The 20,138-nt window shown below is 42.0% G+C and carries 14 protein-coding genes; all 14 read right to left on the minus strand.

From position 1 onward, the window contains the following. Positions 1-65: 65 nt before the first annotated feature. The 14 genes from BM386_RS12870 to BM386_RS12940 all read right to left on the minus strand — a co-directional run bounded on the left by BM386_RS12870 (position 66) and on the right by BM386_RS12940 (position 20,137). On the minus strand, positions 66-662 hold the full coding sequence (locus tag BM386_RS12870) for a hypothetical protein (protein WP_091694860.1): 597 nt from the start codon (positions 660-662) through the stop codon (positions 66-68). A 161-nt stretch (positions 663-823) separates the two neighbouring features. Beyond that, positions 824-2,209, minus strand: a complete 1,386-nt coding sequence (locus BM386_RS12875) for a hypothetical protein (RefSeq protein ID WP_091694864.1) — start codon at positions 2,207-2,209, stop codon at positions 824-826. Then, positions 2,206-2,664 (minus strand): hypothetical protein, encoded by a 459-nt coding sequence (locus BM386_RS12880; RefSeq protein WP_091694867.1) that lies wholly within the window; start codon positions 2,662-2,664, stop codon positions 2,206-2,208. The genes BM386_RS12875 and BM386_RS12880 overlap by 4 nt, the downstream gene beginning before the upstream one ends. Then, positions 2,654-3,616, minus strand: a complete 963-nt coding sequence (locus tag BM386_RS12885; protein ID WP_091694869.1) for a hypothetical protein — start codon at positions 3,614-3,616, stop codon at positions 2,654-2,656. Before BM386_RS12885 ends, BM386_RS12880 begins: the two co-directional genes overlap by 11 nt. 177 nt (positions 3,617-3,793) lie before the next feature. Beyond that, a complete protein-coding gene (locus tag BM386_RS12890) occupies positions 3,794-4,252 on the minus strand; it encodes a hypothetical protein (protein WP_091694872.1) in 459 nt (152 codons plus the stop codon). Continuing rightward, complete coding sequence (locus BM386_RS12895; protein ID WP_091694875.1) at positions 4,242-5,081, minus strand: RHS repeat-associated core domain-containing protein; 840 nt, start codon at positions 5,079-5,081, stop codon at positions 4,242-4,244. The genes BM386_RS12890 and BM386_RS12895 overlap by 11 nt, the downstream gene beginning before the upstream one ends. Positions 5,082-5,098: 17 nt before the next feature. Then, the gene (locus tag BM386_RS12900) at positions 5,099-5,740 is read right to left on the minus strand and encodes an early set domain-containing protein (RefSeq protein ID WP_091694877.1); all 642 of its coding nucleotides are present in this window, start codon (positions 5,738-5,740) and stop codon (positions 5,099-5,101) included. Next, entirely contained in the window at positions 5,737-9,891 is a 4,155-nt protein-coding gene (locus BM386_RS12905) for a DUF6443 domain-containing protein (RefSeq protein WP_091694879.1), read from the minus strand. The genes BM386_RS12900 and BM386_RS12905 overlap by 4 nt, the downstream gene beginning before the upstream one ends. Positions 9,892-9,899: 8 nt before the next feature. After that, a complete protein-coding gene (locus tag BM386_RS12910) occupies positions 9,900-13,232 on the minus strand; it encodes an RHS repeat protein (RefSeq protein ID WP_091694882.1) in 3,333 nt (1,110 codons plus the stop codon). 390 nt (positions 13,233-13,622) lie between these two features. Then, positions 13,623-14,489: a hypothetical protein gene (locus tag BM386_RS12915; RefSeq protein WP_139235908.1), complete on the minus strand. Its 867-nt coding sequence runs from the start codon at positions 14,487-14,489 to the stop codon at positions 13,623-13,625. A gap of 1,121 nt (positions 14,490-15,610) precedes the next feature. After that, entirely contained in the window at positions 15,611-15,937 is a 327-nt protein-coding gene (locus BM386_RS12925; protein ID WP_139235909.1) for a hypothetical protein, read from the minus strand. 339 nt (positions 15,938-16,276) lie between these two features. After that, the gene (locus BM386_RS12930) at positions 16,277-16,552 is read right to left on the minus strand and encodes a hypothetical protein (protein ID WP_091694892.1); all 276 of its coding nucleotides are present in this window, start codon (positions 16,550-16,552) and stop codon (positions 16,277-16,279) included. Positions 16,553-16,659: 107 nt separating this feature from the next. Continuing rightward, entirely contained in the window at positions 16,660-17,004 is a 345-nt protein-coding gene (locus BM386_RS12935; protein WP_091694895.1) for a hypothetical protein, read from the minus strand. A gap of 196 nt (positions 17,005-17,200) precedes the next feature. Beyond that, complete coding sequence (locus tag BM386_RS12940) at positions 17,201-20,137, minus strand: DNA polymerase III subunit alpha (RefSeq protein ID WP_091694898.1); 2,937 nt, start codon at positions 20,135-20,137, stop codon at positions 17,201-17,203. Between the last annotated feature and the right edge of the window lies 1 nt (position 20,138).

Consider the following 20,138-nt stretch of genomic DNA (forward strand, 5'->3'; position numbering starts at 1 on the left):
ATTGAAAGTTAAGTTGAATTTCCATAGGAAAAAGTTTAAAGTTAATATTTTGAAGGTTATTTATTTCACTTATCCTGGCTGGATTTTATTTGCTCAATTTCCTTCTTAAGCTCAATCACATATAAAGTTAGTTCCTCAATTTTTTGAAGAAGCTTTGAATTAAGAGCACCTAGTTCCACTCCTTCAGCCTCCATATCTGAAGCTTTTTCTATTTGTGGTAAGTGTTTGTTCATTTTCACGAAAGCTTCCAATTCGGAAAGAGGCATCAATCCGTAATTTTCAGCAAACACAAAGTCTGCTCCTTGCATTTCTACTTTTATTTCTCGAGAACGGATTGTCCCTATCACATCAAGTTTATATCCTGGATTAAGAGTACCAACACCAATGTTACCATTTGAGCCTTTTACAGTTAGAAAATTATGCCCTCCACCCCTGCTATCTATCTTAAAATCAATTGGGATTCCAGAAATATTATCTATACTCTTCGCTAAGTCGATTATAAATCCATTTGTAGAATTATAAATAGCGGTCTTATTGAATGTACCCGAACCGGTGTAAGTAAGTTGCAAAGGAATTTCACCTGACAGTGTAATTGTTTGTTGTGAGAACGAAGTACTAGTTATAAGCCAGCACCATAGAATAAATAATAACCTGTAGTTCATATTTTGAATTTAATTATTCTTACATTATTGTTTTTCTGATTCAATTAGAGCAACATATACGTACTTACAAAGTACACTTTTTAATCTTCTTTGTAAGCATGTTCTACATTCTTATTATAATCTAATAACATACTTAACACACTATTATATCAATTAAAATCTTACAATTCAAAATTCCCAATATCCTTCAAATAATACTCCACCTGCTCATCGCCTTTTTCCTTCAACTCATCCATTGGAATCATCTCCTTGAACTCCTGCTTGATTTTCTTGAAGGAACCGATCTCAAAGCCGATCTTCAGCTGGACTCTGCTCTTGTATAAGCTGGATTTCTTGTCAAAAAACGGATCAACGGAGCCTATCACCACTGATCGGATGGTACTGCCTATAGGAATGGTCCTTCCCAACGCAAAACTGGAGGCCCAGGCTTTTCCATCAAAATCCATTGACTCGTATCCTGGTGGGTTGGTGATGGTAACCTGATTCCGGTTTAATGTGCCCTGTGCAAACCAGTTCCCCTTACTGAAACGTACTCCCGTAAACATTCCCAGACCTTCTCTCCTCAATTGCTCTTTGTCGTCAAACTGCTTTTTCCAGGTCACACCTCCCATCAAGGCAAACTGCTGTGAAAAGGAATAAGTCAATCCATAATCCAGCAGCAACCCATCCCCAAAGGAAGTCAATGGATCATACCAGAGCATCGTGCCGATCCGGTGGACAACGGGGACTTCTTTTAACCGGTTTGGCTCAAAAAATTCTTTATTTTTGTTTTTCAACTCGGATGGAATGGTCTTAATATTCCCAAGTGAATCAATTTTCAGTTTAGAAAAATCCTTTCCTGCTTTTTGAATATATTCTTCGCTGATATGCCCCGCTTTCTCGGTTGCAAGTGCTTTTGCCTGATCAAAAGGCACTTCTGAAGGCAATCCATTTTTTGTCAATTCTGCCAGCGCATCCTTCCCATAGAAATCCGGGAGTTCGGCGCTTCTTGGATCAAACCCATCCTTCACTACTCCTGTGAGCTGTTCCTCCAATTTGGGCATGATCCATTCATTGGTAAGTGCCTTAAGATTTTCATTGTTTTGATCCACCAGTGATTCCAGATCATCCACTTGCCTGATATCCTTTAACCTAGCCTTGGAATCATTAACCCTCTCCAGTATGTTTTTTGAGGCATTTTTAATTTCCTGCCCTGGAATATCATCGCTTTGGATCAGACTTTCCAGTGTTTTGCTTTCCTCTTCCAGCACTTCGCTGCTCCGCTCTTTGGCCAGCGTAAATAGACTGTCCCTTTGTGTACTGTCAGCTGTTATTTCCCTGAGATCTTTGAGTTCTCTACGCAGGGAATCGTAGGACTTCTTCAGTGACTGGATCTGTTTGAGCTCTTCCAGATAAGGGATTTCTGGTTTGGTGGGAAGTTTGGGGATACCGGTACTCAGTCCGTTTTTGGGAAGCCGGAGGGGAATAGTTGCAGGCATTTTTTGTGCTTGAACTTCACCCAAGAATAGGCCTATGAACAATACCAAAACAAAACCTTTACCTTTCATGGGGTGCCCTTTTTAGGTCCGGCACCTACATACCTGCCATCCTGGATAACAATTCTTTTTTGCTGAACAGTATCTGCCTCAGGGCTGGGAGCCAGTTTTTTCTTAGCTACTGTAGCTTGGGTTTTTCGCTGTTCAAAACTCTTTGCCCTTTCAGACCTATAGCCTGCCCCCACTCCAATATCCGACCCATCATCCAAAACAAACCGCTTTGTTTTTGCCGAATCCAATGCCGGGTTATTGGTTTTCATGTTCCTGATTACCTTTTGGGCAGATGGTTGTTTTTTATTTTTGTCTATATGGACACCGACGTACAGTCCGTCTTCGATTTTAAACCGGTGGGTACTGTCAAATTTATGTTCAGTATCCTTGGATGGCCTGTTATCCACTTGTGCCGTAGCAGCAGAGCCAGCTACTATAAACAGCATCAAAAAGAGAATTCTTAGGCTATTTCCCATCTTTCATTCTTTTAAGTTCCTGTCTCAGCTGCTGGTTTTCCATTTCAAGGATTTCCAGTTTTTTCCCTTGCTCAATCAGATACAGTGTGATTTCTTCAACTTTCTTCAGCAGTGTAGCATCCATCTGACCCAGGTTGATCCCTTTATGGGCAACCTTTTCTGCAGACGGGACTTCAGGCAAAGTACCGTTCTCCTGTATATACTGATCCAGTTCCTGTAAGGAAAGCCTTTTATATCCTTCTTCAAAAACATAATCAGGCCATTCTGTCTGCAGTTTTACTTCCACCGATTCTGCCATTACCCCTCCGGCTACTGCTAGTTGATGTCCGGTGGCCTCAGTACCAATGCCTACCTTCCCATGGAACACGGCTGTAGTATCAGGGGCCAAGGACATCACCTTATAGAGTTCATCCCCGTCGCTGTATTCAAAATGGAACTTCTTGTAATTTCCCGTACCTCTTTTTTGTAGGCGTATGCCAAAGCTGCTGTTGCTGGGGTAGTTCATGTTGTAGAGGTCGAGAAACTCCTCCTCATTGTCCCCATTGACCAGGGCAAGTGTGGATTCGTAGGCCTGTCTGGAAGCAGTCGGGCTCCAGATCTTGAATATCGTGAAGTCGGATCCATATCTCCTGATGTAAGGGATTCCTGAAGGGGGATAAACCATGATCAGAGAAGAGCCGTCCTCCTCGAAGATATCATAGGAGCGGTCAAAGCGGATGGCTCCGTCGGAAAGCACAGCGGCAGAGCCATCCAGGTTGCCGAATACTCGCAAAGGATCCCGATAGCCCATAGATTCTCCGTAAATGGAAAAATCCCAGTTTTCCACATAGGCACCATCCTCTAGGCCCAGCCTGTTGGTAGTAATCCTTCCGTTATCGGTCACCGTCTGAAGGGTCTCCTGAGCATAGGCACCTCCAGATAGCAATAACAGAAAGTAAATAAGTTTTTTCATGTTGATCAATTAAATAATCTATAGAATAATTTTATTTAGTTATAGGCAATTTGACTCCCGTGGTTTGGCTTTATCACTCATTTCAAAATCATATTGAATTGAAAATCAACTATATAGTAAGATTTAGCTTGAAACTACACCTGATATAACGTACGTCCTACTCCCAGAAGGGAGCTTTTAATAGTTCTCACTTATTTGTATATCAAAGCTGGCTGGAAAATCTAGATGTGAGCGATCATAAAAATTTATTCGCACAAAGAATTTACTTGCAGCTTCAAGGAAGAAAAACGTATGATTATAATCTTCTCGTGCAATTCTAAATGATTTTTCAATAGCTTCTTTAGTTTTGACCAAATAGACACCACAGTATTCAAAATCATCGGTAAAAGCATAAGAGATCGACCCTTCATCAACTTGTTTATAGAGCTTTCGAAGCAATTCGGACTCAATAAAATTGTTCTCCGAATCAATAATTTCCTCTGAGGAATGAGAGAAGTTAAGTGACTGCAACAAGTTTTCACTACTCTCTAGGTCAATATGTTTAGAACTACTAAAGTCTCTAAAATGATTCTGATAAGCATTAAATTTAGACTTGCCAATTGCTTTTTTCTTAAGTATCTCCAATCTATTGTTCATAATAAACTTTTGATTTAGGTTTACCCAATTGAGGCTTATTATTTTTTCCACTTCTATTCAAACCATCAGGGCGACTTGGATCTTGTTTTGTTGGTCCCGCTTCCCAATGTGGCTGTCCTGGATGACTTACATCATTAGTTGAATTTTGGACAGTACTTTTGCCGTCTCTGGTTAGAAAAACGTCATCTTCAGATTTAGTAGCCCTATCTTTCATAAGAGGTTGACTCGTAGGAATTCCTGAATCTCTCATAACTTGTCGTCTGGCCGCTCGGGAAGTGCCTGCTATTTTGTCTCCAGCATCAAACCCTGCCATTATTTTATCGATTCCTTTAGAGATTTTCGGTATTTTGGCGGCATCTCCTGCCAAGGGTAAAAACCCTGCAATACTGGCTGCTCCGCCCCAGTAATCTCCCTGTTGAAAGGATAAAGTTGCGGCTAGACCATCAGCAACGCCAGTGGGATCAAAAACACCAACAATATCAAGGCCAGTAATCACTGCATCAGTTCCGCTAGCCGAATAATTTCCGCCAAAATCAATCCCCAAAAAGCTTGCATCGACTTCTACGTCAATCCGGTCAGTTTCAATATTGATACTGGATCCATTGTCACCGTGTACCAAAATATCAAAAGCCCCATACGGGTCAATTCTCGATAATGGGTTGTTCTGCACAAAGTTGTATGGCGAAACCCATTCCCGTTTGCTTGCCAAGGGATCCGCAACTCCCCATCTCCCTATCGTAGCATCATACATTTTGGCCCCATAGTCATAGTAATGAAGACCGTTGTCCTCAATCAGCTCCTTGCCGTTGTAGAGGTATTTATTAGACATGGCTTAAACGAATGAGTCTATTTCTTAACTGAATATATGGGAACTTCAATCAAATAACCTACTGTAACAGTATCTCCATTTTTCAAGGGTGGAGTGAATTTGGGTAACCCATTAATGACTGACTTTAGATATTCGATTTCAACTTCTTCATCTGTATACGCACTTTCAAACTGGATATCACCTTTACCATTTATCAAAGTATTGACCCCTACTAATTTAACTTCATTTTGACTATGTCCCCCCTCCCTTAGCAACTTTTCTATCAAAGAATCATTTTCATACTCATCTGATGCCCCTAATATTACTGGCTTTTTATCCACCGAGTAATAATCATAAACCTTCCCTCTCTTTCGTTGCTTTAATGGGATAGACGACATCTCCCTATCCCATTTGGCTTTTATAACAGAGAGGATTTCAACTTTTTCGGGATTGTCCTTTTTAACTTTGATTCTTAACCTATCTGACGAATTAAAATCTTCGGTAACAGAGTCCAAAGGGATTTTTTTAAAGTATGTCTCCTCTAAGTATTCAAACGAGATATATACTCCGCTTGTATCAATTTTATTTATGTCAGCATCTTTAATTTCATAACTATCTCTACAGCTAGCAGCCATGATCATAAACAATGCCGCACAGATCTGTTTTACATATCTTTTCATTTCTTATAATAATTTGATTTATAATAATCCGCTGCAGCTCTTCTCTGCCATCCTTTGCCCGAATAATTCCCGGTATTCGCCTTTAAAAATTGATTCCAAGATGTTTGATTTGTCAGGGAAGCAACTCCTTTATTTCCCTTGAGCCCTGTACTAATGTACCCAGCCTCTCGGATCGTTGTTCCAAATTTTGTAGCCTTAGGTAATGAATGAAATGAAGGCATCGCATCGAAGCTTTGATCAATAGATGAGATCATCATCTTCAGTCTCATTGATGTATAGCCATAGCGTGATTCTTCAGCTGAATATGTTAGGGGACCCGCCTTACCTCCTTTTTCAGATGATGTTAAATAACGACTGATTACATCATCGGATTTTAATAAATCACTTCTTAAACTAAATTCATCAAAGCTATACTCATAATTACTGTTGGCGTTATATGTCTGGTCGTCAAAAGCAGCATCAAAATTAGTTAACACAACACTTTCTTTTAGCCTATAGGCATATACTTCGGATCCTGAGACGCTTCCTTGTCCCAGTTTACCCCCTTCACTATTTACAATATTAACATACTGGGTTTCATCCCCTCCTTTATCACTAATCCATTCAAACTCCCCATTATCAACATTAAAGTTGTATTCATCCAGCATCCCATCCGGATCCACTCTCAACATCGGATTGTTCTGTACATAATTATAGGGAGAGAGCCATTCCCTTTCACTGGCCATCGGATCTGGGCCGGTCCAGCGTCCTATGGCAGGGTCGTAATAACGTGCCCCGTAGTCGTATAGATTGAGGTTCTGGTCGTCCAGGAGCTCCTTGCTGTTGTAGAGATATTTATTTGCCTTAATTAACCCATGCTGAAAGCCCAGCCCTTTCAGCTCCAATCCCCAAGGATCATAATGGGTTTCCTGCACTATGGCCGAACTCACACTCATCACCATCATATTGTCAAACCAGACATCCTCTGAAGTTTCGTTTACCACAAAGGTTTCCATATATCCGTCTCTAGAAATATACATATTCTCCTCCAACACCTCATGCTGGTTTGCCGCATTTTTGGAAAGGACTTTCTTGCCTACTTCGTATCTGTTGCTATCCTGATCGTAGAGGGCATACATCATGTAGGCCTCCGGAGCTTCTTTCTTCTGCAGATCCTTAGCCAGGATATCCGCCAGATTCAGTAAGGCTATAGGATTTGCCCCGCCTGCACGCTGGGTGCTCAGTGCCAGTTCGTTCAGGTCAGCTACCAGTCTTTCCTTGCCTCCCGCTGCCATAAAGCTCGCAGCATTCGCCTTCTGCTTTTTGTCTTCCAGGTATTTGCCGTACACCTGCAGTTTAAGACTGTCTCCCGCATAGATCTCCTGGGTACGTCCCGGACCTACCATTCTGCCCCTATTGGCGTTCAGCCAAGCCACTTTGTTTCCTCCTTGGGTGACGTTATGCTCCGGTTCGGTCTGTCTGGATTCAGATACCATGGAAAACTCCATCTCCTCTGATGCAGCACGGCCGGATTCCATTGTAGCTATATAAACCTGGCTAGTGGGGCTACGCAGCACCTGACGCACATTCCCCAAGTGGTCCTTTACATAGAATTCGCTCCAAAGTTTATCGTCTTCGGCAACTATCCTTCCCTCCTCATGTACCAGGTAATCCAGCCCTCCGTTCAAAAGCACTACTTCACCGATGTAATCCTGGGTCTTGGTCAGGGTCCCACTGCCGTTGTAAACCTTTTGGGTAAGTTTGTTCCCTTCCGCATCATAAACGAACCTCAGCTTACCCCCAGTGGAGAAGCTGATCTCCTCCGGCAGGTTTAGGTGGTTGAATTTGGTCTCCGAAATTCTCTTGTCTTTGTTGACCCGCTGGTTCCCGTTGGCATCGTAGAGGTAATTCCCCGTTGCCCCTCCATTTGGCTTGAAGTCTTTGGAGGTATAGGTATTGGAAGCCTCTCTGTCTTTTACATTTAGTAATCTATTGGAATAGACATCTCCAAAGGTCGTTGTGCTGTCGTATTTATAGGTTAGGGCATCGACGAGGTTATAGTTCCCGGCAGCCCTCTCCCCCCGGCGGGTCATAGTCTTGATATTACCGTTGGCATCATAGGAAATCCCGCTCAGGTTGTAGCGGCTGTTTTCCCCGCTGCCTGTTGAAGTGAATGTGGCTCCAGTGATCCTGTTTGCATTGTCATAGGCGTAATTGTAGGTACGCGTTACCGGGGTGGTCTCCTGCCCCCCTGTCCAGGAAACCCTGGCGATGTTCCCGTTGAACCTGTTGGCAGTCGCCCCTGTATTATAATACAGGGTCTGCTTGAAGATTCCCGTAAACCCTGACCCCTGTCCTGTCAGCCAGCCCCGGATATTATATGTACTGGTCTGGTTGGCATTGGAGGCAACCGTCGGGAAGGTCTTGCCTGTCTGGCGTCCCAGGTCATCGTAGGTGTATTGTGCAAGGATCTTAGGTGATCCACTTCCTACTTTATGGGTAACGGTAGCCAGCTGGCCGATCACATTATAGAGATAAGTACGGAGAACCGTATAATTGGAGGACAGGGAATTGGTTGTCAGACTGTGGGTAGGCTGGTCTTCGAAGTTATAGGCCGTGGAAGCACGGACCGTTCCGCCAACCTGATGCTGTCCCAGCGTCTGGATCACTCTGCCCTTGTTGTCATAATAGAACGCAGTGGTATAAAATTCACCGGTCTCAAGATTCTTTACCTTCTTGCCTGTCTGCAGGCCATGAACCCTTGTACTGGCGGCAGACAGAAAGGGTGTACCCGGATTGGCATACGAAAAGCCGGTCAGGTACTGGTAGGAGTCGTAATAATTTACCGTCAGGATCTCCCCCTCATTTGTAGGCCATGCACCGGCTGCTCCCGAAGCGGGTGGTGTACCAATCCTGGCCGTGAAGCTCTGGTTTCCGGTTGCCTTCATGGCAAATCCGTTCTGAAGGGTGATCGAGCTGGAAGCAACATACTCCTGATAGCCGTCGTACTTGGCAGAAGTAATGGTTGTCCCTGTTTTTATCTTTGCCGTGTTCGCTTTCACTGTGGCGTTGTTGGCACCGGACGTATTCAATGTGGTCTGCAGGGACTCCCTCAAGGTGTTGGTGGTGACGATCCCTGTCATGACCACTCTTCCCAACGCATCATATTTGGTATAAAGCCATTCTTTAGGGGAAGCTGCAAACATATTCGCATCCTGAAACCCCACCATGCGGTCCTGATTGTCGTACAGCATCGATTCCAGTCCTTTGCCCGGTACCCTCTTCTCAATCATCCGTCCCCTTCCGTCATAGGTATACCGGAAATACTGGGCATCGGCCAACGTTGCATTCGTTGAAAGGTTCCACCCCTTTGTCAACATGATCTGTGTTGCCTGCGGGGGAATGACCACACGCAATTGGCCCAGGTCATCGTACACATAATACGTACAAAGCCAGCCTGAATGTCCGTTTCCCGTGGGGGTGGCTGTATTCTGCACCTTTTTCAGGATTACCCTGCCCAGTTTATCAGTGTACTGAACGGTTGTTTTATCATCCTCATCCTGGGTGATTTCCACCCAAAGCAGGTTGTTCCCATAGGCAGCTGAAGTGACGGGAAGTCCGGTGCTGTTTACAGTAAAGATCCTTACACCCTCCCCCGAAGTGTTGGTTCTCCTGCTGAACTTCACTTCTTTGGTCGATCCCATTCTCCAGGCATTGCCCGGAGCAGCCTGCTTATCCACCCGGTTTAGAGGGGAAGCTTCAAAAAGGGTTTGGGAATAGCCATAGGTATCCCCGTAAATAGGAGCGGTTCTGCTGGCATGCGCATCCAGTGCATCAGATCGGAAACTACCGTCCTGACCAACCGTTGTATTTTCAAAATATGGCAGGTATTCTTTTTCCTGACGGCCAAAATCATCGTAGTCTATGGGTATGATCAGGTCCTTCCCGTTAATGGTGGACTGCTTGCCTATGGTCTGTTTGGGCCTACCAAGACCGTCCAAATAAGTAAAGCTTTTATAGGACTGGTTGGGTGTACCTGTAGTGACCGTAGTGACCGAGCTGGTCCCCGTACGGGCTTTATAAGTCTTGACAAAGTTTTCTGTCGTCTGGCCAATTGAGGCCGACACGGTAACCAGAAAAAGAGAAAGAGTAGTAAACAGATAGTGTCTCATCTTAAAAATCAGTTACCGGTGGCGTAGTTGTATTCGTAGTGCTCCAATATATTTCCGTCTTCGTCCTTGACGGTCTGAAGACGGTTCGCAGTATCGTAAACATAGGTAACCGTATAGCCCCGGGGGTCGGTCCGGCTGGTCATCCCCACCAACGGCTTGTACGTATAGCTGGTCATCATGGCATCTTCGGGGTGAAGCCTCAGCTCATCTATAATAATATTGCTTCCCGATATGGTCAGGCTGGTAGTGGTAATGTTTTTTTCCACCCATTTCCAGACTGTTGTAAGGGATTCGCTCTGGCCCCCCACATTCACCGAACCGGTGCCTGACACTGTCTTTGCCCAAAAGCCAACACGGTAGGGGCTGGAGGAGGAGGCGGAAATCCCCGTCTTGGTAACCGACCCCGAACTTAAATTATACCCCTTCTTGCCGGTCTTATAGGTTGTAATTGGCGCACCACTATACGACCAACCTCCTTTGTCGGTAGTCTCGAAACTGCTATAGGAAACTTGATTTATTTCCGCATTTGATATTTCAGCAATTGGATATTGCCCAACATAGCCCCAAATAATTGATTTCAAAATTCCTTCTGTTCCAATTATCTGCTCAGGATTAATATTTTCGTCATAGGAAATAAACACTTTTTGTTCCTGAAAATTGGAATTGCGTTCTACCTGCCCTGTGTTGTTTACAAAGGGTATCGCCACATTCCCCACCGAAGGCACCTCCAAACTAAAAACAGTATCAGCAACTACGATACCATTTGGCAAAAGCTTATAAGAGCTATAATTGCCTCCTGTAAGAATAGTCCCTTTTTTAAAAGATGTTTGCAATGGAGTCCCTATCATATTAAGCTCCTTCATTGCTTTTATTGACAGCGCCTGATCAGACAAACCTGATTGAGTCTCAAAAAGGACATCATTTACATAATTATAATGAGTTGAAAAAGGGACACCTTCGCTACCACTTATTGAACTCGATTTTAGCAAATTAAGTGGATTATAGGTAAAAGCATTTTCTTTTATCAGTGTACCTGTCGGGTGGTAGTCGGTAATAGTTTTCTTAAGCAGTCGCACAGTACCAAAACTAACCTTCGTTTTACTTATCAGATACCTGTTTACCTCGAAAGAAGGATTAGGATTGGCACTGTAATCGTTGTCATCAAATTTCTTAACGAGCAATCCGTAAATGGTTGACTCTAAACCATCAGCAGGCGTATACTCGTTCAATATTTCCCTGACAACATTACCATTTGAGTTCAGAGTTACTTCTTTCAATATCCTACCTGCTCTAAGTTCCGATAAATAAAATCTCCCTAAAGGATATGCTAAATAAGTGAAATATTGATCGGAAAGGCCTGCAACTAATGGATCCAAATACTGGTATCCATCTTCTTTTCCATACTTCGTATTAGGCAAACTTATCAGACGATTATCTTTAGTAAAGTAACTTCCGTCCCTTGAATAATTCAGGTAAACGTAATTCTCAGCAGGTATAGAATACATTTTTTCAAAGAAATAAATATTTTTACCGTTTGTTAATCCAAGTCCTGTCCTATAAACCTCTTCAACTTCTGAATAATAAACAGCTGATCCCATTTGACCATTTTGGGGCTCATTCGTGGCGTGTCTCGAAGCATGTAATCTAGCAGTGCTTAATTCGGATGTAGGTTTGTACATGGTGGTGGAAAGTACAGCTGGATTGACCAGCACACCGCTTGAAATTGCTTTGGTCCCCTCACGGACTAATCCATAATTGTTATCATGAAGAAAATATTGATACTCTACAATTTGGACATTACCAGTATTATCAACTATTATTTTATTCTGTAACCTTTTTCCACGAATTGAGCTATTTTGAGAAAAATATTCATTAGGACTAATGGTGTCTGTAGAATTGGGATAAAAACTATAGTCATGTCTGCTATATGAATAAGTCTCATATCCTCCAGTAGGAAAAACAACTTTAGTTAAACATAGAAAGTCAGAAAGTGTAGAGCCAGCACTAGGATCCTGAAAGGTCTCAAAACCAATTATACTTGGTATACATACTTGAGGATAACCTGGAGGACTAATGCAAGTTATTTGAATTCTAGGACTAACATTACCATTTAAATCCCTGTCGACAACAGCCAAACTACCAGGGTTAGTGGCCCAAGAGGTCTTTGGCAAAGGAAAATTATTGATTTGGGCAGTAGAGGTCTTTGCAAGTCCAAAATAACTATCGTAAGTAAACACATATGGCGGCTTAAAAAACCCGTTTGGTCCATATTCCTTTACACTATCCAACTTTAGCCTTAGGTTATGGAAATTGGAGCCAGTTGGATCAGCATTTGAAAAATAACTAGTATTTCCAAATTCAAAACCCTTGATCAATAACCCTTCGTTATTGAACATTTCTACATTAACAATCCTTTTTGCATCTGAACTTCCTCCATTAAAATACATATCATTTCTAATCGAAGAACTCAAGACCACATATCCGTAATCATAATCAATCCTGCTTAATCTCTTAGATATATAATGAGAATAACTGGAGGCGGAAATTTTATCTGATAAATTATAGGAGTATTCATCTACATAATGAAATATGACGTTACCGCCCTGTAAAGTTCTTATTTCCTTTAAAAACCAACTGGTAGAAATCTGTCCAGAACCGGAGACCAAAACTTCTTTAGCTGTAAACAGATATTCTACTGCATCATTTGTTACTATTTTGAAACCCTCTTGCAGTTTTTCGATTTTAAATGATTTATCAGGATATAAAGTACCTGAAACATCGCCGCTACTATTCTTCAAATACTTGATGTTTCCTGAATACCCCTGAAATGAATATTTAAAAATATCAGGCTCACCATCGAATCCTATTACTTGTGACATTGCTTGATCAAATAAATTATTTGTATAAATATTCATTTCTTGCTCTTGCCACTTCGCTTGCAGATAATTTTGTTGATTTTGCCAAGGTATGTTATTAGAAGTAGTAGTGTTTTCGTCGTTCTTATCCCTTATTACTTGTGTTATCACCCCACCAGCCATAAGAGACCAACCTAATCCAATATGGGAAGCCTCAGATTCATTAGACACACTACCGCCGTTAAACGATAATAAAACAGGCACATCAACCCCTTGGCTTTCAAGATTAAAAAGCGGAATATTGAAAGAAAATTGACCTGTTTGAAGACTGTTTTCACTAGAATGTGGGGACAGAAATTGCTGGGCATTGACACTTGGTTCAACCTCAACAAAGGAAGTTTGCCCCACCACGATCTCCGTCTCAAATAATAAAAAAAGCAGCAAAGAAAGACTGAATTTTAAAAACAAAATACTATTCAATTTCATAACATATTATTTTCTGATACACAAATTTTACTTTCAATCAACTTTAAATATTTAAAAATAATACTAAAAAATTCATAACACATATTAATTAAAATAAATTTACCTAAACAACACAATAACCAACTCCTTATTAATTCTATAATTTAAATACAATATATTAAGATTAACAATTTAGGCACAACAATTAATTACATCCTCTGTTAATAAAACAAAAGTAGCAGTATCTAGATAAGGAGTGGTCACATTTAGAAAATGTACTTGATCAAACATAGACTTGGCTATCATACCACCTAAAATAATTAACATAATTTTTAATTCCATAATCCTAAAGACACAACCATAAGCAGTATTTATAATACTATATAAAACTTTGATATAGAACCAAAAAAACTATTCTAATTTCCTCTTCAACACTGAGATATCCTGCTTCTGTGATTTGAGGCTCTTCTCCAGTCGGATAATATACAGCGTCAACTCTTCCACCTTCTCCAATAGCTTCACATTCATTTCAGCCAGATTGACTCCATTTTCTATTACTTCCCTCTCAGTTGGAACATTAGGCAGGTGTCCATTCTTCTCAATAAAAGATTCCAGTTCTGAAAGAGGCATCAAGTGATACTCAGGCTTGAATACATAGTCTGCCCAGCCTGTGGTAGTGACATTTACTTCCTGTGCCCCAATTATCCCGTTAACAGATAAAGTATAAGCTGGATTTTTTGTATTGATCCCAACGTTTCCATTTGGAAGAATTCGCATTCGCTCCAAATAACTGCCATTATTTGTTATAAATCGTAGGTTATTTCCCTGCCCAGTCATTATCAGACCGTCTTGTCCCGACATAAAAACCCCAGCAGAGTTGCCATAATCATTGGTGCTTGGTGCATAGCTCACCAAATCAATTGTATTGGTTATAAATTCAAACCTAGCTCTATTTGCGGATGCAAATTTAAAGTGAAATGGATAGGTAGAAGGATTTAAACCGAATCCCACATAGCCTTGTGAATTTATTACTATAGCATCTTTCCAAGTTGCTGAATTATGCCTTGCCTGTAAGTTTAAAGTTGTAGCCCCCCCAGGATCAATACTTATCAATCTATGTCCAAATCCAGATCCATATATTGAGGTATTCCAAGAAATAGTTTTCTGTGACCCAACATTGGAATTCATATAATCAAAGGTGGTTGTCTGACCCATCAAATGGAATGAGAGTGCACTAAAATTGAAGGCGATTGCTAAGAGAGTAATTCTTTTCTTCATATATATTAATTGAGAATATGAGATCTAGTTTTATTTCTTCCTTGAAACTTGCAATTGAGCTTCTAAGGCCATTATTCGTTTATTTTGTTCAACCAAATAAATAGTCAATTCCTCAATTTTATCCAGAAGTTTGACAGTCAGTTCAGAAAATTTCACCCCACTTTCCAACACACCCTTTTCGATAGGGATATTTTTCAGATGGCTATTAACTTTTGCAAAAAGCTTACAATTCAAATTAAAATACTTGAAATAAAAAAATACCCTATATAGGGTATTGTAAGTAAACTATTTCTTACAATAAACTATGTAATAAGAATACATGCATTTGTAATACAAATAACAGACTACATCAGTTAAATTTCGGAATACAAACCAAATACACAAACCACTGATAATCAACCCAATTATTTTTGATATTGTTTCATCTAAAAATATATTTCACATTAAATTTCTCTAATCATAAAAGATTTAACTTCTAAATCTCGATCTATTAAAAACTTAGAGTGATCTAAACAACCTAGGCAAACGCTCCAAATACTCAAAAGAGTTCGACTTCTGTATCGCCAGTTCCAGCTGATGAGACATCAAATAAAACCGAAACCGCAAGCTTAATAAGGAAACGAAATACAACTGAATGAGAGGAATGGAAAGCTATTTAACTGAAATCTGTTCTTTTATAGAATTTGCATAGCAAAGTCAGATTTCAACTGTTTTAATGCTTTTCCTTAAAAACACACAAAATACAGTCAACTTACTGAAAATTAAACAATTAAACCATGTAATAAAAATACCTCATTTGGTGACTGAAGAAAAAATCACCATTTAAAGTATTGTATATCAGAATTTTACAAGTAAAGATTCGAATCCTGCCACATCTACTGTTCTGTCGTCTCACTACAGTTACAAAAAGTCCGTTACTTCTACATGGTAATCCCAATCAATCTCCGAATCTTCTTCGATATCAGATCAGAGGTGCGTCGTAAAAGCATCGAAGGAGTATCGTATTTAACGCCCCATAACAGCCTAATAGCAAATGGTATAGATTTCCCCAACTCCAATCCTGTCCCCTTGAATCTCCGGTAAGACTACTTCGAATAAAGGAAGTGTCAAAGGAGATCCACTTAAACGATCTTCCCAAAACTCTCCATTTCATACCCCTCCAGCACTGCATCAAGTTTTCTCTTTCTGTTCTTGTTGGCCTCCGTTTCTTCCAGGATCAGGATCAGCTTCAGCAGCTGCATCCGCAGCTCCTTATCCCGTAGATCCAAGCCATTCTGGCTCAGGGATTCTTCAATAAATGCCTTGGCGTTGTAAGGATGGACGGCCTCCCCTCTGAAGGCTGCATCAGCAGGATGCACTACCTCATTATACATATTCAGCAATACGATTCCATTGTCAGCTTTCTCCAGCATATCAAGCGCATTTTCTATTACTTTCTTTAGTTTCATCTGTTTATAATTGTTTTTTTTTGGGACCATATTACCTGTTCCGAACCTGCCTGACTGTCAAGCAGACCTGATTCGGGAGAATCTAGTACAGTGGGTCTCTACTGAAACAAGTTGTGTGTCGTTTTTAGTCATGCCTTTCTGCTCAGACAGACTGGATTTCATAAAATCAGGGTGATTAATTATAAGGGCGATTATCCAAGGATAACTGGTACTAAAAAATTATGAAAAGGCTCAAATTCTAATTCAAACATGCAACTGTATTACCCCATAAGTTCAATACTTATATTCTGCCAGAATGAAAGAAGCAGTGGTGAGAATTCTATTTATTCAAATGCTATTTTATTTTTCTGGATTCCCTTCCCTTAGATAGACATCATTACCTTCAATTCTGTCGATTACCATCACATCATTCTCCAAAGTGCTAAGAGCTATCTCCCATTCATCCGGGTCCGTGATAAAATTTTCATATATCAGATCCAGTACCTGCCCTACTTCAGGCAGTTTGAACATTAAGGGACATTCAAAAGACACCTCTGGCTCTGTAGGCATATGGATAATTACTTTTGCAACTACATCATCTTCCATGGAAGTCATTTTATCAGAGTCTTCATTCATAATCTGGGGGATTTAACCGGTATTGAACTATACTTTTTTGCTTTGTTGAATTAGGAGCTATCCGTAAGATTGAAATTAAGCTAATCTAGCCAGTAATTACAGTTCAATCAAACAGGATCTGTTTTCGGGAATTCTTCCTCTTCAATGGGAGGAAGGTCATCCCCTTTACCAGGAAAAGAAGGATCTTCAATTTCTTTTTGTGGTTCTTCAACAGGCACTTCTTCTTCATCGGGTAGATACTCTTCCTCTTGAGGAATCTCCGGGTTAGGGTTTACTTCCTCCTTATCCGGCAAGGGAAAATCTTTGGAAGGAAATCCTGCCCCATCTTCTTCGGCGAGAACAGAACCCATCATACTTTTGTATCTGGTATTCAGAAAGCCTGACGGACCGGTAATTAATCGCACAAATTTTCCAAGAGACTGGATTCCAAGAATTGAATTGGCATAGGTCATAATTTCGATGGATTAGTTTCTGCCTATCAGGATACAATACCCGTGCAAATACCGACAAGAGTCCTCTAGCCACCTAGAATCAATTTCTTGGATGAAAAGTTGTGAGACGCTTTTCTGCAAACTGTTTCCTAGAGGGAATTTAATGCCACAGATCGAGAAAGTCAGCATTAACTAATTCTATACTTCTTTCCTTCTTTCAAAGCAGCGCCTTCTTATCCTTCAGCCCTATCTTTTTCATGAAATTCACTTCCAAAGCATACACCCCGAATTCCTGCACCACTCTACCTTTTAGCCTGTAAAATCCCTTCCCCTGAAAAGGAAAACGCTTCATCGTAGTTGGAAAATGCACCGTGTCCAGCCAATCCCCCTTGGGATCCAGAAATGTCCCAAAGGCCATGTGTTCCCTGTTTACTGTCCTGACATCTTTGGTTGTTACCAATTGCCCCAGGATCTCTACTGTCTTGCCGAGAAGACCGCCGATCTCACCTGCCATCACCGTACCCCTGCCATCATCTGCACACAGCCTGAACATATCCGTCAAGGCAAACCCCAGCACGTTGATCTCATCTATGGCATCTTCCAGAGGATAATCCGGGAAATCCGGAAGTACAAATTCCATTGGCGCTTCCCTAAACAGGGCGGGAGCATCCATTGGCTCAGTCTGTCTTTTCTGCAGAAAATTGGCCTGCCACAGCAGTTTCTTTTTACCCAGTCCAGTAAACCCAAATGCACCCACACTGATCAGGATATTAAGCATTTCAGGACCGGCATGCGTACGCTCGATAAAATCATGCAACCCCAGATACGGACCTGATCGTTCCCTTTCCATCAATATCCGCTCACAGAGTGATTTCTCCAGCTGCTCTATGTGGATCATTCCTACATATACCTCATCGCCTGAAATATTGGTCAGGTAATCACTGCTGTTCACACAGGGCGGATGGACCTTCGCACCAGTCCGTTTCAGCTCATGGAAATAAAACTCCGTGCTGTAAAAGCCCCCGAAATTATTGATGACCGCAACCATAAACTCCTGTGGATAATAAGTTTTCAGATACAGGCTCTGATAGCTTTCCACCGCGAAAGAAGCGGAATGCGCCTTGGAAAATGAGTAGCCACCAAAGGATTCGATCTGCCTCCACACCTCAGCCGTTACCGCTTCCTCATAACCCAGTTCCCTGCAGTTGGCAAAGAACTTTTCCCTGATCTGTATAAACTTATCATGTCCCCGGTATTTCCCGGACATGGCGCGCCGGAGTATATCCGCCTCTCCCATATCCATTCCCCCAAAATGGTGGGCTACCTTGATCACATCCTCCTGATACACCATCACCCCGTAGGTTTCCTCCAGCAGCTCCTTCATCTTGGGATGCAGGTAAACAATCTTATTGGGATCATGGAAGCGCTCGATGTATTGCTTCATCATACCCGACTGAGCCACACCGGGACGGATAATAGAACTGGCAGCCACCAGGGTAAGGTAATCCTCACACTTAAGCTTGGTAAGAAGCTGGCGCATAGCCGGACTTTCTATGTAAAAGCATCCGATGGTATCTGCCTGTTTGATCTGATTGGCCACCTTGGGATCTACCATAAACTGTTCCACCCGGTGGATATCGATATCAATCCCCCTGTTTTTCTTCACCAGCCTGATTGCTTCCTTGATATGTCCCAATCCGCGCTGGCTGAGGATATCCAGTTTGAACAGTCCGATCTTTTCTGCCAGGAACATATCCACCTGTGCGGTACAAAACCCTTTGGGAGGCATTTCATTGACTGTGTATTGATAGATCGGTTTTTCAGAAATCAGCATGCCCCCAGGGTGGATGCTGTGGTGGTTGGGAAAATTCTCCAACAGCTTTCCGTATTTGAGAATAGTCCGCTGGATTTTATCCTCATTCATAGGCTGGTCCTTGCCCCTGACCAATTGGTCAATTTCTTCCTTGGGCAGACCAAACACCTTTCCCAGTTCCCGGATCACGGCTCTGCGCTGGAAGGTGCTGTACATCCCCAACAGCGAAACATGGTCTTTGCCGTAGCGCTTGAATATATAGTCGATGACCTCATCCCGGTCTTTCCATGAAAAATCAATGTCAAAGTCCGGTGGGGAAGTCCGGTGCGGGTTCAAAAAGCGCTCAAAATAGAGATCCAGTTTGATCGGGTCCACATCAGTGATTTTCAGGCAATACGCCACAATGGAATTGGCACCGCTTCCCCTGCCCACATGATAAAAACCCCTGTTCTGGGCATAGCGGATCACATCCCATACGATAAGGAAATAGGCATTGAAGTTCAGCTCGTTGATGATTTTCAGTTCCTTGACCACCCGTTGCCGAGCAACCGGATTGTTTCCATACCGATAGTCCAGCCCTTCCATGGCCAGCTTTTCCAACAAAATCCTGTCATCCTCAGGAGAGGCTGAAAAACACCGTTTGTTCTTGTCTGTATGCAACTCCGTTTGGATGCTACAGGCATCAATCAACTGAAGGGTATTGGTAATTATGACCGGAAAATTCCGAAATGCAGCCATCAGCTCTGCCTCAGGAACAAACATTTCATCCGGGGATGCAAAGTCAGTTGCATCCAGCTTGGTGATCAGGGTGTTTTTGCCGATTGCCCTTAACAGGCGGTGTACATTGAAGTAGGTTTTATCCTGAACCGTCACCGGGTGGCGGATCAGCCATTTTTTGGGAAATGCCTGCAGCTCCTGCTTTTTAAGACGGTTCAGCTCTCCTGCTAGCACCCCGATAAATTCATGGGCCTTCAGTTCTTCCGCTGCGTATTTTCCCACAGGATAAATGACAAATACCTCTGAAAAGCAGTCCGGTCTTTCGGGAAATGGAAGTTCCTCCTGCAGGTGTGCAGAAAGAAAGCGGTTGATTTCAAGCAGTCCTCCATCGTTTTTTGCCAGGAGCAGGTAACAGAATTCATCCCCGTTTCTGATCTCCGCACCCGCAATGGGCTTAATGTTCTTATTCCTGCAGAAATCCACGAAATCCCAGAGATCCGCTGTGCTGTTGATATTGGTCAATGCCAGAGCGGACAGTCCGGTATCCGCAGCTGTATCCACCAACTCTTGGGTGGAAAATGTACCGTAACGGTAACTGAACCAGGTTTTGCAATTCAGGAACATA

Source organism: Algoriphagus locisalis (assembly GCF_900116615.1).
Lineage (GTDB): Bacteria > Bacteroidota > Bacteroidia > Cytophagales > Cyclobacteriaceae > Algoriphagus > Algoriphagus locisalis.

Excerpts from the sequence above, each read along its gene's own strand:
- BM386_RS12910 (WP_091694882.1), bottom strand. The coding sequence starts at position 13,232 with ATGAAATTGAATAGTATTTTGTTTTTAAAATTCAGTCTTTCTTTGCTG.
- BM386_RS12925 (WP_139235909.1), bottom strand. The coding sequence starts at position 15,937 with ATGAAACTAAAGAAAGTAATAGAAAATGCGCTTGATATGCTGGAGAAA.
- BM386_RS12905 (WP_091694879.1), bottom strand. The coding sequence starts at position 9,891 with ATGAGACACTATCTGTTTACTACTCTTTCTCTTTTTCTGGTTACCGTG.
- BM386_RS12895 (WP_091694875.1), bottom strand. The coding sequence starts at position 5,081 with ATGTCTAATAAATACCTCTACAACGGCAAGGAGCTGATTGAGGACAAC.
- BM386_RS12940 (WP_091694898.1), bottom strand. The coding sequence starts at position 20,137 with ATGTTCCTGAATTGCAAAACCTGGTTCAGTTACCGTTACGGTACATTT.
- BM386_RS12915 (WP_139235908.1), bottom strand. The coding sequence starts at position 14,489 with ATGAAGAAAAGAATTACTCTCTTAGCAATCGCCTTCAATTTTAGTGCA.
- BM386_RS12890 (WP_091694872.1), bottom strand. The coding sequence starts at position 4,252 with ATGAACAATAGATTGGAGATACTTAAGAAAAAAGCAATTGGCAAGTCT.
- BM386_RS12900 (WP_091694877.1), bottom strand. The coding sequence starts at position 5,740 with ATGAAAAGATATGTAAAACAGATCTGTGCGGCATTGTTTATGATCATG.
- BM386_RS12870 (WP_091694860.1), bottom strand. The coding sequence starts at position 662 with ATGAACTACAGGTTATTATTTATTCTATGGTGCTGGCTTATAACTAGT.
- BM386_RS12875 (WP_091694864.1), bottom strand. The coding sequence starts at position 2,209 with ATGAAAGGTAAAGGTTTTGTTTTGGTATTGTTCATAGGCCTATTCTTG.
- BM386_RS12880 (WP_091694867.1), bottom strand. The coding sequence starts at position 2,664 with ATGGGAAATAGCCTAAGAATTCTCTTTTTGATGCTGTTTATAGTAGCT.
- BM386_RS12930 (WP_091694892.1), bottom strand. The coding sequence starts at position 16,552 with ATGAATGAAGACTCTGATAAAATGACTTCCATGGAAGATGATGTAGTT.
- BM386_RS12935 (WP_091694895.1), bottom strand. The coding sequence starts at position 17,004 with ATGACCTATGCCAATTCAATTCTTGGAATCCAGTCTCTTGGAAAATTT.
- BM386_RS12885 (WP_091694869.1), bottom strand. The coding sequence starts at position 3,616 with ATGAAAAAACTTATTTACTTTCTGTTATTGCTATCTGGAGGTGCCTAT.